Source organism: Tenacibaculum caenipelagi (assembly GCF_004363005.1).
Taxonomy (GTDB): domain Bacteria; phylum Bacteroidota; class Bacteroidia; order Flavobacteriales; family Flavobacteriaceae; genus Polaribacter; species Polaribacter caenipelagi.
This window is the reverse complement of sequence record NZ_SNYH01000006.1, coordinates 97,939-112,470: the sequence shown is the minus strand read 5'-3', so window position 1 is coordinate 112,470 and position 14,532 is coordinate 97,939. Positions and strand designations below refer to the sequence as shown.

Here is a 14,532-nt window from a genome sequence, read left to right as displayed (position 1 = left end):
ACCCTATTGGCTTGCGCTTCAAAAAAAAAGATGGTTATAAACCAAAAAAGCGAAGTTAAAACACTTGAAGTTAAGGCTAAAGATAGCATTTATCTAAAAGTTACTTCATTACCTATTGAAGATACTTTTTTTATTGGTCTAAAAACAAATAATAAAGTAGTTGACAGTATAATTAATTTGAAGTTATCAGGCTTTTCTACTTCAAAGAGTAGCGGAAAAAATAAGTATTCTGCTAAATATGATAGTATCAAAAAAGGTTTTGAAATTTCTACTACGGTACAAGGTTCTAGTGATACAGAAAAGCATACAAACACTAACACCATCAAAAACACCGAATCCAAAGAATCAAAAGACAAAAGCTCTGAAATAGTAAAAGGAGTAGGTTTTAATTGGTGGTGGTTTGTCTTTTGTTTAGTAATAGCAGTCTTAATTGCTTTTAAAATTTGGTCAAAGTTTTTTTAATATGAGAAAGATAGTTTTAATGGGGGCATTAGCTACAGCTTCGGGATTTGGTGCTTATTTAATCATGAAGAAAAAGAAAATTGATAGAGTATTAGACAAACTAACATTTTCGGTTAAAGACGTTAAGAATTTTAAAATAAGCAGCGGTAACCTAAAAGCCGATTTGTACCTAAGAGCGCAAAACCCAACAAATGAAAGTCTTGATGTAAGCACAGGCTTTTTAACCGTAGACACTTTAAGAGTATATGAAAAAGGAACTAGCAAAACTTTGGCAGTTAGTGATTTACAAATCAATCAAATTGAACTACCTGCTGGTGGATTTTATGATTTTCCTGCATTAAGCGTGAAGATTCCATTATTAACAGGGGCTATTATAGCCTTATCACAATTAACAAATAACAAAAGTAAGTTCATAGACAGGTTAACTATTGAGTTAGATGTAAAAGCTATGAACTACACAAAAACAATTACTATAAACTAAAAAAACGAAAATGAAAAAAAGAGTATTTAATTTATTAATCCTACTTTTTGCTTTTACAGCAACTTTTAACGTCTTTTCTCAACGAAAGGTAGAAACTACCAAATTAATTGTGAAATCAGCTAAAAACGCGAAGGTATTAGGAACTGACGAAACAGGACGTGTTATTGATGCGTCAAATCTCTTAGAGAATGATAAGGGATATATTATTTCTAGTCAAACAGATTTAATGGCTAACGGAGCTGCTTATACTTATGGTTACAGTAAGGGGCAAATAAAACTTACTAACGGTTCTAACATAATAGAGGGAATTGCTACCAGTTTTAATTCGGGTAAATATGATTTCAAAAGTTTGTTTTACAGTTGGGAAATATATTTATTCTTAGAAAATGTAGGTATTGTTAAAATTGATATTAATGATGTTATAAGCGATACAGAAGCTGTGATTTCAGAAGTTAATGTAATTGGTGTTGATGATGGCTTAGTTACATCGTGGCAATATGCTAGTGGAACATACAATTATTATGCTTATCCCATTTCAATTGCATCAGGGTCAAATTATATTTTTGGAGGCTTAAACTATTCAATAGATTCTAAGCTTGGGTTTATTGCTGGAAATAACAACAGTACGAATGGTAGTCGAAATGTTATTTTTGGTGATCAAAACTATATTAACATAGGTCATTCAAATTCAATTTTTGGTACTAATAATAGAATTAGTGGCACAGGGTTAGGCATGAATAATGTATTTATAGCAGGAAATTATTTAGAACCTAGTAGTCTGTACGAAACTGTTTTAGGTAGGTATAATAATACTGCTATCGAAAAAACTGGTTTGCCTTGGGATTTAAGCGAACATCTTTTAACGGTTGGTAACGGTACTTCTGACAGTAATAGGTCTGATGCTTTTATTATAACAAAAGGAGGTAGGATTTCAGCCCCTAGCTTCGATATGGCTCAAATTACAGGATCAAAAGACTTAGTTACATTAGAAAAATTACAAAGTGAACTTAGCAATATTGGAAGAATTAACTCAATAGTAGCAGGAACAAACGTTTTAATAGACGATCACGATCCTGCCAACCCTATTATTAATGTTTTGGGAAGTCCAACACCGTCTTTACAAGAGGTTACCGATGCTGGTAATACAACGCTTAATGATATTGAGTTTACAAATGACAAAACACCTAGTAAAACAACAATTACATCTAGTTCTGTTCACATTTCAAATTACGCCCCACAAGAAGAAAGCTCTTATTTAGATAATGACGAATTAGCATTTTCAAAGGGATTGTATAAAGTAAGGTTCACACCACCTTTAGAAACATTAACTGCAAATCACACAGTAAGCATGCCACGTAAAAATGGTACATTAGCTATTACTTCAGATATTCCTGTTTATCAAGCAGGAACAAACGTTGCAATTGATAATACCGATCCATCAAATCCAATTATTAACGTAAACGGTGGGATTAATTCTACTGATTTAACCTTTGTACCTGGTTCAACACAAGGAACGGTTAAAAGTAGCAACGGTAACGATGCGGTAATACCACAGGCTAACCTTACCGATGCTGGATTAATGCGTGCAGGTTTTGAAGCAATAACTACAGAAACTGTTGCAGCTACAATGATAGCGCATCAAGATAATGCGATAAACGGAGCAGGCAGTTTTGCTTTAAATGACCCTAATATTAAGGTTGATTATACAAAAACAGGAAGGTTAAAAAGAATGACTTTTAATGTAGGAATAAGTTACACTAGTCTAGAGCCTACCGATGTAGGAGATTGGATTGTAAAAGTACCTTTAACCATTCATGGTTCAGCAGGAGAAGGCGCAAAATTACCATTAATAGGATATTTTTCTTCTCCAGATACTTTTGATAGTGCATTTAAAAAGACTGATGCTTTTTCGTGTAAAGGTTATTTCAGTACTAATTCAGGGGAAATTATATTGAAAATAAAATTAAATGGAAGCGCTATTTCATCGGGGCAATCAGGTGTTAATAGTTTCCAATTTAATTTAGTTTATAGAACTGATAGTTAATGAAAGATTTACTTAATATAATACTAGGTAACAACCCTATTTCAAACACTATAGGGTTTGTTTTCTTTACGTTGTTCGGTATGGTTTTAATTAAAATGTTACGATACAACATAAGAAAAAAGAAGTTGAGAAATCAAGAACCACCAGTTATTCTAAAATTTGATTTAAAGCATTGGCTTAACGATAACTTATTAGATTTTGTTTGCGCTTTTGTTACTTCATTTTTAGTCTATAGGTTTTTGCATGACACCTTGGTCGCAGCGTGTAAATACTTTGCTACAATACCACAATTTAATGATGATATGTTTTATGGCTTACTACTTGGATTATGCTTTCAGTACATATCACACAAAATAATGAACAAACTAACAATAGTTTAAATGGAGTTAATTTTTAAAGAAAAAGTAAATCAGCCTTTTATTGATAAGGCTATTGATGTGTCTTATAGATTAGGTATTGATCCTAATTGGTTAATGGCAATAATCAATTTTGAAAGTGCCGGTACATTCTCACCATCAATAAAAAACAACTTGGGTTATGTTGGTTTAATTCAGTTTGGAAAGGTGGCAGCTGAAAGAATTGGAACAACTACAGAAAAATTACAGCAAATGAGTGCTGTAGAACAATTAGAATACGTTTATAAATACTATTATCCGTATCGCAAAAAAATTAACAGTTATGTTGACATGTATTTAGCAACCTTGTTCCCTGTAGCTGTAGGAAAACCGCTAACGTATGTTTTACAAACCCGATCATTACCAGCTGCTAAAATTGCAGCTGCTAACCCTATTTTTGATAAAGATAAGGATGCTAAGATTACAGTAGAAGAAGTGAGAAACAAAATGCTTGACTACATTCCTACTGCTTGGCAAACCTATTTCCGAACAGATATTCCGCAGTCGGCTTTTAATAAGCCGTCAAAAAAAAAATGTAATCCTTTTTGGAACTGTGGTTGTTTCGGCGACTGCCCTTGTATGGATTCTTAAAAAAAAGAGTAAGAAAAAATAATGACAGTATCACAAAGATTTGAAAAACTTAACGGCTCAGAAGTGAGCCGTGAGGTTTTAGAAAATATAATTGCCGATGCAAAAAAGGCAAATGAAACCGAAATAGTATATCGTTTAAGTAAAATTTTACTTGACAATCCTAATTCGGAAGAATTTTATATTGAATTAAAGAAGTACCCAAAAGCTTTAAACGCTCCTTTAAAAAAAGTCGATTGTACTGAAGTTTTGAACGATAACGGAACACTAAAAAAAGGGTGGAGCTTTGAAAATGGTAGTTTTTTTTCAGCTAAAAAAAATACTTCAGAAGTAACAACTGATTTTACAGAAAAAGAACTAAAAGCTTTAGGTGTTCCGTTTATTGAAAATCCTACAACGGTAGATGATGAAGTCTACTTTTTAGGCAAACCTGTATCGAGTGAAGATATTTACAAAATGATAACAGATAAAATGGTATCACTTGTAAAAAACGCCACTGGTTTTGGGTACAAAAAAAAGTGGGGAGATTATGAGTATTACGAAAAAGATGGGTTTTTAATTCCTTTCAATTTTGTAACTAAAAAAGAGTATAGAGGTGTTAATTTTTTAATGCTAAAAGATAGTGATCTGTACTCTGTTTACGACAATCCTTATTTTTTAACCCTTAAACAAGTTAAGGAAAGAAAAGGTACTATAAAAAAAGGTGCTAAAGCTAAGAGTGTTATTTATTTCACCTTGTTATTTAAATTCGTTGACAAAAAGAAAAACATAGACTTTGGTACATACGACAAAAAGAAAATGATTGCTTTTTTAAAGAAAAATAAAATTTCTGAGAAGCAATTTAATTTAGTTGTTCGTCAAGTACCAATTATTAAATACTACAACGTTTTTAATGGCTCAGATATAGAGGGAATAGATTTTAAACTAGATACTTTAAAGGTTGGAAAAGTTTATAAATCTGAAGAAAGTAAGAGCCATAAAAAGAATGAAGTTGCAGAATTGATTTTAAAACATCAACCAAAGCCTAGCCCTAGTTTAAGTCATGGAGGAAATAGGGCTTTTTATAGACCTTCTACCGATAGTATAAAGATGCCTAGACTTAACAGCTTTGAAACTCCTAACGATTATTATAGAACACTTTTCCATGAGTTAAGCCACTCAACAGGGCATCCGTCTAGATTGAAAAGAGATTTTACTGGTAAATTTGGATCTAAAAGCTACGCAAAAGAAGAATTAATCGCTGAATTTGGTGCTGTTTTTCTTTCTGCGCAAGCTGGTATAATTTGGCATAGTGATAAAAACCATGCGGAGTACTTAAAAAACTGGTTAAGTGTTTTAAAGTTTGCTGAAGATGATAAAAGGTTTTTAATGAGAGCAGCGAGCCAAGCACAAAAATCAACCGATTTAATTTTAAACTTAAACAAGGATAACGAACCAGCTTTTTATAAGGACTTAATCAAATTAGTAAAATCGAAGCCTAAAAAAAAGCCTGAGCCAAAACAAATGCAACTTGCACTTGCAGGGCAAAAACTAACCTCTAGTGTAGAAAAATTCACACCTGAAATTCCTAAAATAAAAGAAGAAGCACAACCAGCTGAAACATTTTTAGCTGCCCCAATCGTTTTTGACACGCCACAAGAAACGGAATCTTTTATTAAACAGGAGGAGCCAACAGTCACCGAAAAGAAACCGAAACCCGTACAACCACAATTAAAACAAAATAGTGGGAGTTCTTTAGCTGATAAATTATTAGAGCGCCAAAACAAAGTATATGAGTACTATAATATTTCTGACGAGTATATAAGTGCTTTTCTTGGTAAAATTGAAAAAAAAGAAAAAGAAAGTGTAGTAATCACTTTAACAGGTGGGCAAGGATCGGGTAAAACTAGAAAAACTTTTCGTTTTATGAATGCATTAGCAAAAAATTACCGCGTAGGTCATGGAAGTTTAGAAGAGCATCCTGATAGTACACTATACTGGGATAAAGTCTACGAGTATATTGATGATGATTCTTTCTCAAACATAAGTAATCCAGTTATTGAAAGTGTAGAAGATTTAGACACCTTAATTAAAAACAACGACGTTATTGTTATTGATAGCTTTGCTAAAATGCAAGAGCTTGAAAAAGGATTTGAGATTGATAAAGACTTACGAAAAAAATACGATGGTAAACTGTTTTTAGTCATTTTTCAACAAACAGCAGACGGAAAAATGCGAGGAGGAACAAAAAGCCAATATGATGCAGATATAGTCTTATTTACAGAAAAATTTAACGATTACACCAAAAGCTATATTTACCCTGACAAAAACAGATACCAAAAAACCCCATTACATGAATTAAGATACAATATTTATAGTGGAGAATTGCAAAAAATAGAAGAAGAAAAAGAAGAATAGTATTAGTTAGTTTTAGGTTGTTAAAAGCCCGATTTTACATTATGTAAGTCGGGTTTTTTTATAAAACCTCGTAGTTATAATCTTTAGACCAATCTTCAGGTAACTGCCCTCCTATGTCTCTCAAATACTTTCTTGTTGTTTGTTCGCTGTCATGTCTCATAATAGCCTGTATATTTATAACAGCTTGATGCTCACTTTTTCCCTCTTTTGTTAATTGATAATACAAACTAAGTGCAGCAGTATGTCTAAAAGAGTAAACCCCATAATCGGTAGAAAGTCCAAAATGGTCCTTTACATTTTTAAATCGTTTAGAAAACCAATCTTCTTTAGATTTCTCCCTCTTAGTTTCCCAATACCCTATTTCCATTTCTTTTGTGAAGATCAACATATCATTTTTGTACTTATGTAATTCTAAACTATTAAAATAAAATTGCAAAGGCTTTACAATTCTTACATAAGACCTCTCACCTGTTTTGGTTTCAACTTCTATTACCTTATCTATAAGATTAATATTTTCTACTTTTAACCTAGTGATTTCAACAGGACGCAAAAATGAATACCACATTACTTTAAGGTACTTATGCAAATAAGGATCATTAGTTTTAGTGTACTCTAAAATGTCGTGAAGCTGCTTTTCGTTAAAAGGTTTATTTTTCTTTGCTGTACTTTTTAAGAACTTTATTTTTTTAATAAAATTATCCTGTATAATCTCTTTTTCCTCTAATTCAGAAAATAACGAGGATAAAAAGCGCTTGTGATTATTTCTACTTGTATTAGATCTTTTGTTGTTTTCTATCAAGTTCCCTAAATAAAAAGACACATGCTTTCTTGTAAGTGATTCTATAGATTCTTTATCCAGACCTTTACTTTTAAGCCATTTTATAAAGCCGTTCAAGTAAGTTATATTAACATTTTGTGTTGATTCTTTCCAAGAGTTTTTTTTATGCTCATAAGCTAAATTAAGAGCTTCTACAGTTGTGTAAGTTTCATCGTTTACATCTTTTTCTAATTCTTTTTCTTTAAAAGGGTTGTACCCTTCCTGCAGAAGCCTTCTCATTGCTTTTTGCAGATTTTTAGCTGCTGCCTCTCTTCCTGATATAGTGTTTTCCCTATTTATTCCTTTTCTAGTTGTAATTTTCTCCAATAAGCCCGTATAAGGACTTCTATAAGAGTAATAAACATGCCATTGCTTTTTAAGGGTAACTACTTTTTTACCGTTGACAATTTCCGTGGCTCTATAAATTTTAGGATCAGAATACAATTTTTTTAAAAAATTAAAATGTGACTTATTCGCTAAGACGCCATTATTAAAAACGGGTTCTTTTTCGGGTTCTTTTTTATAAATTTTAATCATAAAAAAAATGCTTTAGGGGTTTTTACACCGCTTAAAGCATTGGTTTCATTGATCTTGTACGGGCGGAGAGACTCGAACTCTCACACATTGCTGCACTAGATCCTAAGTCTAGCGTGTCTACCAATTCCACCACGCCCGCGTACTTTTGAAATTGTGGATGCAAATATAAACAATACTTGCAAACTACCAAGAACAAGTATACTATTTTTCTTATTTTTGAAACTTATTAATACACAACACATGCAAAACGTAAAAGATTACATAGTTCAACATAAAGATCGTTTTATTAATGAACTTATCGATTTATTAAAAATTCCATCAGTAAGTGCAGACCCTGCCTTTAATCAAGATGTATTAAATACTGCTGATGCTGTGAAAGAGAGTTTAGAAAAAGCAGGCTGTGATAAAGTAGAAATTTGTGAAACTCCAGGATACCCAATTGTTTACGGAGAAAAAATAATAGATCCTAACTTACCTACAGTATTGGTATATGGTCATTACGATGTGCAACCAGCGGATCCTATCGATTTATGGACCTCTCCTCCATTCGACCCTGTTATCAAAAAAACAGACATCCATCCTGAAGGAGCCATTTTTGCACGTGGTGCTTGTGACGATAAAGGGCAAATGTATATGCATGTAAAGGCATTAGAATATATGACCCATACAGGTAATCTACCTTGTAATGTGAAATTTATGATTGAAGGTGAAGAAGAAGTTGGTTCTGAAAGTTTAGCTTGGTTTGTTCCTAGAAATAAAGAAAAACTAGCCAACGATGTAATTTTAATTTCAGATACAGGAATGATTGCAAACGACATTCCTTCTATCACTACTGGTTTGCGTGGTTTAAGTTATGTTGAAGTTGAAGTTACTGGTCCTAATAGAGACTTACACTCTGGTTTATATGGAGGTGCGGTAGCAAATCCAATCAACATTTTAACCCAAATGATTGCTTCATTACACGATGAGAACAATCATATTACCATCCCAGGATTTTATGATAAAGTAGAAGAATTATCTCGTGAAGAACGTGATGAAATGGCAAAAGCTCCATTTTCATTAGAAGAATATAAAAAGGCCTTAGACATTGATGATGTTCACGGAGAAGCGGGTTATACTACTAACGAACGCAACTCTATTCGCCCTACCTTAGATGTGAACGGTATTTGGGGTGGATATACTGGTGAAGGTGCAAAAACTGTAATTGCTTCTAAAGCATATGCAAAAATTTCAATGCGTTTAGTACCTGGACAAGAATGGCAAGAAATTACTGAATTATTCAAAAAACATTTTGAAAGCATTGCTCCAAAATCGGTAAAAGTAGAAGTAAAACCTCATCATGGAGGACAAGGATATGTAACACCTATTGACAATATTGGTTACCAAGCAGCTAGTAAAGCGTATCAAGAAACGTTTGGAGTAACTCCAATTCCACAAAGAAGCGGAGGAAGTATACCTATCGTTGCTTTGTTTGAACAAGAATTAAAGAGTAAAACCATCTTAATGGGATTCGGATTAAATTCTGATGCCATTCATTCACCAAACGAACATTTTGGTGTATGGAATTACTTGAAAGGAATTGAAACTATCCCGTATTTTTATCAATATTTTACGGAGTTATCAAAATAATCAATTCTTAATAACACCAATAAAATAGCCTTGAAACAGTTTCAAGGCTATTTTTTTTTCAATAAATTTTAACTCTACACTTGTAGAATTAAAATTTATTTCTACATTTGTAGAGTAAGATTATAATTTTATCAAAATGCAATTATCGAAAACAGAAGAACAAGTGATGCAATATTTGTGGAAATTGAAAAAAGCGTTTATGAAAGACCTTTTAGCTGAATTTCCTGAGCCAAAACCTGCCACAACTACTGTAGCTACACTATTGAAAAGAATGAAAGATAAAGGATTTGTTGATTATACATTAGATGGAAAATCGAGAGAATATTTTCCTTTGGTTAAAAAGTCAGACTACTTTTCAAAGCATGTGAACGGATTGATTAAAAACTTTTTTAACAACTCTGCGAGTCAGTTTGCTTCTTTCTTTACTGAGAAAACAGATTTATCAGTTTCTGAATTGGAAGACTTAAAAAAAATTATTGATCAGCAAATTAAAAAGCAACAATAATGGTAACGTATTTAATCAAATCAGGGCTTTGTTTAGCATTGTTGCTTGCTTTTTATCACTTAGTGTTAGAACGAGAAAAAATGCATCAATTCAACCGATTTTATTTATTAGGTAGCCTCTTGTTTTCTTTTATAGCTCCTTTTTATAAAATATATATAGAAACTATTCCGAATACTTTAAAAGTAACACCTTCCTTAATTACAGATTCAACTATGAATGTAAATACTATTGAGGAAGTTAACTACACACAATATTTATTTATTGTATATACAATCGTAGCTATCATTTTATTAACCCGTTTTACAAAAAATCTATTTGATATCTTTTTAAAGATAAAACAACATCAAAAAATTAAAAAAGGTAAAGCTACCCTTGTTTTGGTTGACGATTTAATTAGTCCACACACCTTTTGGAATTATATTTTTATCAATAAAAAAGAATACAACACCAACAAAATAGAAACTGAACTTTATACACACGAATTAACACATGCCTTACAAAAACACACATTTGATGTGCTGCTAATTGAATTCTTACAAATTATTTTTTGGATCAATCCAACATTTATATTTCTTAAAAAAGCAGTGAAATTAAATCATGAGTTTTTAGCAGACAATAAAGTAGTTACTACACACAAAAATACTATCGAGTATCAATATTTACTATTAAATAGAGCTACTTGGAGCAACAAATATTACTTGGCCAGTAATTTGAATTATTTATTAACTAAAAAAAGATTATTAATGATGACAAAACAAAGTTCTCGTACCAAGATTTTGCTAAAAAAACTGGCAGTAATACCAGTATTAGCAGGGTTCACATTTCTATTTGCTGAAAAAGTGGAAGCAGAAATAACAAAAAAACATGAATACGAAGAAAAAACACATGTACTCTCTACTGAAACTTCAAAAGATTCAATTCCATCATCAGTAACAGTTTATAGAAAAAGAGTTAATCATGAAGACGCAGAAATAACTTACCATGATGAAAAAGGAAATAAAATAACTAAAAAATTCTCAGAATTAACAGAGAAGGAAAAAGAACAACTCCCACCACCTCCTCCAATAAGAAGGGTTAGTAAAAGAACTCCTCCTCCAAACTCAAACACCAGAGTTGTTAGAGAAAAAATCTCAAGCATTCCACCTCCACCAATAGATGCTATCGAGTATATATATCAAAACAAAAATGCTGATTTCTATTTCGATGACAAAAAGGTGGGTTATAACGAAGTTATTAAGTTAACAAAAAACAAAAAGGGATTAAGAACCATAAGCCATGCAAAAAACAACAAAAAAATCATCAAGTTTTATAGCAAAAGGGTTAACAAAAACACAAACAACATCAACTTCTCTGATGTAAAATATTACTTAGATGGCAAGCTTATTTCCAAGGAAAAATTAGACAAAATTGCTCCTAAAGACATAAAAAAAGTTGATGTTAAAAAAAACAAAGATGGTACAGGGTCAGTATATGTCACTAGCAATAAATAACTGATACTCAAAACACATACTTGTTAAAAGCCTCTTAAATGAGGCTTTTTTTTGTAACAATTACATAAAACACTCGTTATTAACTTATAAGCTTATTTTTATGTTAAAACGATTTTTCCTTCTTTGTTCTGGAGCAGATTTAGAGCTACTACAAAAATGTGCTAACGGAGAGCAAAATAAATATGCAGGTATTGGAGCCACTGTTTTTTTTACCGCACTTATGGCAACCATTGCAGCTGCTTATGCTTTGTATACTGTTTTTGATAACATTTACACTGCTATTTTCTTCGGAATTATTTGGGGATTGCTCATTTTTAATTTAGATAGATTTATTGTTTCTACTATAAAAAAAAGGGAATCTAAGCGACAAGAACTCGTACAAGTTCTTCCTCGATTGCTATTAGCAATGATAATTGCTGTAGTAATTTCTAAACCATTGGAATTAAAAATCTTCGAAAAGGAAATCAATCAAATATTGTTGACTGAGAAAAACCAAATGACATTAGATAACAAAACACAAATTGCACAACAATTTACCCCTGAGATAGACAAAATTAATTCAGAAATTACCTCTTTAAAAGACGAAGTCACCACCAAAGAAAACGAGGTAAACACCCTGTACGAAACCTATATCGCAGAAGCAGAGGGAAGAAAAGGCACTAAACTGATTGGAAAAGGTCCTGTTTATAAAGAGAAAAGAGAAAAACACGATGCTGCTCTTGCAGAATTGAATCAACTAAAAAAAGAGAATACAGAAAAAATAAAACAAAAAGAAATTGCTATTGCCAATTTAGTTGAAAATCAAAAATTAAAAGAAACACAAACACAACCTATTATTTCTAGTTTTGATGGATTAATGGCTCGTGTTAATGCTTTAAACAAATTAGCTTGGCTACCTTCTTTCTTCATTTTCTTATTATTTTTAGCGATAGAAACTGCTCCTATCTTTGCCAAACTCATTAGCTCAAAAAGTGAGTATGATTATAAATTAGAGAACCATGAATCTTTAGTTAAAACTTGGATTCAACAACAAGTTCATCAACGAGAAGCGATATTACAAACAGACATAAACCTCAACGACAAAGTATATTCTGATTTAAAAACTGAAGAAGAACTATACAATTACAAACAAAAAATGGCTCGTAACTTAATGAAATTGCAAGCTGACTCTTTTTATAAAAATCAACAGGAAATTTTGTAATCTAATTTCAAAAATTTTTAGTCTGTAGTTTTTTTATATTTTTGTTGGTAAGAAAACAAAAATATAATTGCATGAAAAAAATTAACAGCACTATCACTCTGATAGTGTTACTACTACCCTCTTGTTTATTTTCGCAAGAACCCATAAAATTATCTTACAATCTAATCCCATTAGAACTAACAGAAAATGCCAATGCAGTAGTTCGATTAAATGAACTAGTCATAACAGTAGAAGCTGTAGATCAACTTACTATTAAACAAAAAAGAATTGTTACTGTTTTAAACAAACTGGGAAAGACTCATATAAACGCTTACAAGCATTATGATGGCGATACCAAAATAACTAAGCTCTCAGCTATTGTTTATGATGCTTTTGGTAATAAAATAAAAAAATACTCGAAGAACGATTTTCAAGATGTAAGCGCTATCGATGGTGGAACTTTATATTCTGATTCTAGAGTTAAATTTTTAGAACATACTCCTACAGCATACCCATATACTATTGTATTTGAAACTGAAGAAAAAAATTCTTCAACAGGCTTTATTCCTAAGTGGCTTCCTATTGAAGACTATAATTTGGCTATTGAAAAGAATGTATATATTTTGAATAACCCTCAAAACATTCCTTTTAGAAAAAAAGAAAAAAACTTTGAAAGTTTTGCTATTAAAAACTCTTCTACTAATTCTTCTTTAAATTACACCTTAACCAACCAACAAGCCATTAAAGAAGAGTATTATACCTTAAGCTTTGAAGAACTTACTCCTAATCTAGCCGTATCTCTAAACTCTTTTAGCTTAAAAAGGGTTAAAGGAGATGCTCATGATTGGAAAGAGTTTGGATTATGGATGTACAATAGCCTTATAAAAGGGAGAAATGAATTATCACCTGCTACCGTTACTAAAGTAAAAAGTTTAGTTAAAGATGTAAATGACCCAATTGAAAAGGCGAAAATTATTTATAAATATGTACAGAGTAAAACAAGATATATTAGTATTCAAATTGATATAGGTGGATGGCAACCTATTGCAGCAGATAAGGTGGATGAAGTAAATTATGGAGACTGTAAAGGGCTAACAAATTACACTAAAGCTCTATTGGATGTAGCTGGGGTTAAATCATATCACACTTTAGTATATGCAAATGACAAAAAAAATATTGACAATAATTTCACTTCTTTACAAGGGAACCATATGATTTTAAACATTCCAAATAACGGAAATGATTTATGGCTTGAATGCACCAGTCAAATAATTCCTTTTGGTTTTTTAGGTGATTTTACAGATGATAGAGACGTACTTGTAATTACCCCAGAAGGTGGAATTATTAAAAAGACACCTGCATACATTAATGAAGACAACCTACAATTAAGTAAAGCGACTATTGAACTTCTTTCTAACGGAAATATCAATGCCTCTTTTGAAAGAAAATCTTATGGCACTCAATATGTCAATAAATATTTCATTGATTATTACACACCAGAAGAACTTATAAAACACTATAAAACAACAACTTGGAGTTACAATAATAATTTAGAAGTTGAAAACATTAAACATATTAACGATAAAGAAAAAATTGAATTCACTGAAAACCTTGATATTAAGATTGAAAAATTTGCAACTGTTAGAGACAGTAGTTATTTATTTAAACTTAATGTTTTTAACAGAGTTACTGGAATACCAAAAAAATACAGAAATAGGCAACATCCTTTAGTAATTCAAAGAGGTTATACCGATAAGGATGAATTTATTTTTAAAATCCCCCAAGGTTACACCTTAACAAATCTACCTGAAAGAAAAAACATTATAAATAAATTTGGGACTTACAGTCTAAATTTTGAAAAAATAGACGATACAAGCTTTAAATATACAAGAGAGTTTTCTCTTAAAAAAGGTATACACCCTAAAGAAGACTACAAAGCCTACAGAAAGTTTAGAAAAACAGTCTCCAAATACGATAACCTAAGAACAGAATTAATCAAACTATAAA

At 31.4% G+C, this 14,532-nt stretch carries 12 protein-coding genes and 1 tRNA gene; 11 read left to right on the top strand and 2 right to left on the bottom strand.

Translation table 11 applies throughout. The annotated features are described in order from the left end of the window. The first annotated feature begins 30 nt into the window (after positions 1-30). The 6 genes from DFQ07_RS13380 to DFQ07_RS13355 are packed head-to-tail and all read left to right on the top strand — an operon-like array spanning position 31 to position 6,367. The gene (locus tag DFQ07_RS13380) at positions 31-462 is read left to right on the top strand and encodes a hypothetical protein (RefSeq protein WP_133537711.1); all 432 of its coding nucleotides are present in this window, start codon (positions 31-33) and stop codon (positions 460-462) included. Position 463: 1 nt separating this feature from the next. Continuing rightward, complete coding sequence (locus tag DFQ07_RS13375; protein WP_133537709.1) at positions 464-943, top strand: hypothetical protein; 480 nt, start codon at positions 464-466, stop codon at positions 941-943. A 10-nt stretch (positions 944-953) separates the two neighbouring features. Next, positions 954-2,987 carry a hypothetical protein gene (locus DFQ07_RS13370; RefSeq protein ID WP_133537707.1) on the top strand — a complete coding sequence of 678 codons (2,034 nt, stop codon included), beginning with the start codon at positions 954-956 and terminating at the stop codon, positions 2,985-2,987. Then, the gene (locus DFQ07_RS13365; RefSeq protein ID WP_133537705.1) at positions 2,987-3,367 is read left to right on the top strand and encodes a hypothetical protein; all 381 of its coding nucleotides are present in this window, start codon (positions 2,987-2,989) and stop codon (positions 3,365-3,367) included. The genes DFQ07_RS13370 and DFQ07_RS13365 overlap by 1 nt, the downstream gene beginning before the upstream one ends. Continuing rightward, the gene (locus tag DFQ07_RS13360) at positions 3,368-3,973 is read left to right on the top strand and encodes a lysozyme family protein (protein ID WP_133537703.1); all 606 of its coding nucleotides are present in this window, start codon (positions 3,368-3,370) and stop codon (positions 3,971-3,973) included. 21 nt (positions 3,974-3,994) lie between these two features. Next, a complete protein-coding gene (locus DFQ07_RS13355; protein WP_133537701.1) occupies positions 3,995-6,367 on the top strand; it encodes a zincin-like metallopeptidase domain-containing protein in 2,373 nt (790 codons plus the stop codon). 58 nt (positions 6,368-6,425) lie between these two features. Here DFQ07_RS13355 and DFQ07_RS13350 read toward each other — a convergent pair whose 3' ends face one another. Together DFQ07_RS13350 and DFQ07_RS13345 are read right to left on the bottom strand one after the other, a co-directional pair. Further along, complete coding sequence (locus DFQ07_RS13350) at positions 6,426-7,721, bottom strand: tyrosine-type recombinase/integrase (protein ID WP_133537699.1); 1,296 nt, start codon at positions 7,719-7,721, stop codon at positions 6,426-6,428. Positions 7,722-7,778: 57 nt separating this feature from the next. Continuing rightward, positions 7,779-7,860, bottom strand: a tRNA-Leu gene (locus DFQ07_RS13345). A gap of 101 nt (positions 7,861-7,961) precedes the next feature. Here DFQ07_RS13345 and DFQ07_RS13340 point away from each other — a divergent pair. The 5 genes from DFQ07_RS13340 (at position 7,962) to DFQ07_RS13320 (ending at position 14,531) form a co-directional block, all read left to right on the top strand. Then, positions 7,962-9,350 carry a dipeptidase gene (locus DFQ07_RS13340; protein ID WP_133537697.1) on the top strand — a complete coding sequence of 463 codons (1,389 nt, stop codon included), beginning with the start codon at positions 7,962-7,964 and terminating at the stop codon, positions 9,348-9,350. 136 nt (positions 9,351-9,486) lie between these two features. Beyond that, the gene (locus DFQ07_RS13335) at positions 9,487-9,855 is read left to right on the top strand and encodes a BlaI/MecI/CopY family transcriptional regulator (protein ID WP_133537695.1); all 369 of its coding nucleotides are present in this window, start codon (positions 9,487-9,489) and stop codon (positions 9,853-9,855) included. After that, positions 9,855-11,345, top strand: coding sequence for a M56 family metallopeptidase (locus DFQ07_RS13330; protein WP_133537694.1), 1,491 nt, complete (start codon positions 9,855-9,857; stop codon positions 11,343-11,345). The genes DFQ07_RS13335 and DFQ07_RS13330 overlap by 1 nt, the downstream gene beginning before the upstream one ends. Positions 11,346-11,445: 100 nt before the next feature. Beyond that, positions 11,446-12,546, top strand: coding sequence for a DUF4407 domain-containing protein (locus tag DFQ07_RS13325; RefSeq protein ID WP_133537692.1), 1,101 nt, complete (start codon positions 11,446-11,448; stop codon positions 12,544-12,546). A 71-nt stretch (positions 12,547-12,617) separates the two neighbouring features. Beyond that, positions 12,618-14,531 (top strand): DUF3857 domain-containing protein, encoded by a 1,914-nt coding sequence (locus DFQ07_RS13320; RefSeq protein WP_133537690.1) that lies wholly within the window; start codon positions 12,618-12,620, stop codon positions 14,529-14,531. Position 14,532: the final 1 nt, after the last annotated feature.

Bases quoted from the DNA above. Each gene is read 5' to 3' on its own strand.
- DFQ07_RS13365 (WP_133537705.1), top strand. From the start codon at position 2,987: ATGAAAGATTTACTTAATATAATACTAGGTAACAACCCTATTTCAAAC.
- DFQ07_RS13355 (WP_133537701.1), top strand. From the start codon at position 3,995: ATGACAGTATCACAAAGATTTGAAAAACTTAACGGCTCAGAAGTGAGC.
- DFQ07_RS13340 (WP_133537697.1), top strand. From the start codon at position 7,962: ATGCAAAACGTAAAAGATTACATAGTTCAACATAAAGATCGTTTTATT.
- DFQ07_RS13375 (WP_133537709.1), top strand. From the start codon at position 464: ATGAGAAAGATAGTTTTAATGGGGGCATTAGCTACAGCTTCGGGATTT.
- DFQ07_RS13320 (WP_133537690.1), top strand. From the start codon at position 12,618: ATGAAAAAAATTAACAGCACTATCACTCTGATAGTGTTACTACTACCC.
- DFQ07_RS13380 (WP_133537711.1), top strand. From the start codon at position 31: ATGGTTATAAACCAAAAAAGCGAAGTTAAAACACTTGAAGTTAAGGCT.
- DFQ07_RS13330 (WP_133537694.1), top strand. From the start codon at position 9,855: ATGGTAACGTATTTAATCAAATCAGGGCTTTGTTTAGCATTGTTGCTT.
- DFQ07_RS13360 (WP_133537703.1), top strand. From the start codon at position 3,368: ATGGAGTTAATTTTTAAAGAAAAAGTAAATCAGCCTTTTATTGATAAG.
- DFQ07_RS13370 (WP_133537707.1), top strand. From the start codon at position 954: ATGAAAAAAAGAGTATTTAATTTATTAATCCTACTTTTTGCTTTTACA.
- DFQ07_RS13325 (WP_133537692.1), top strand. From the start codon at position 11,446: ATGTTAAAACGATTTTTCCTTCTTTGTTCTGGAGCAGATTTAGAGCTA.
- DFQ07_RS13335 (WP_133537695.1), top strand. From the start codon at position 9,487: ATGCAATTATCGAAAACAGAAGAACAAGTGATGCAATATTTGTGGAAA.
- DFQ07_RS13350 (WP_133537699.1), bottom strand. From the start codon at position 7,721: ATGATTAAAATTTATAAAAAAGAACCCGAAAAAGAACCCGTTTTTAAT.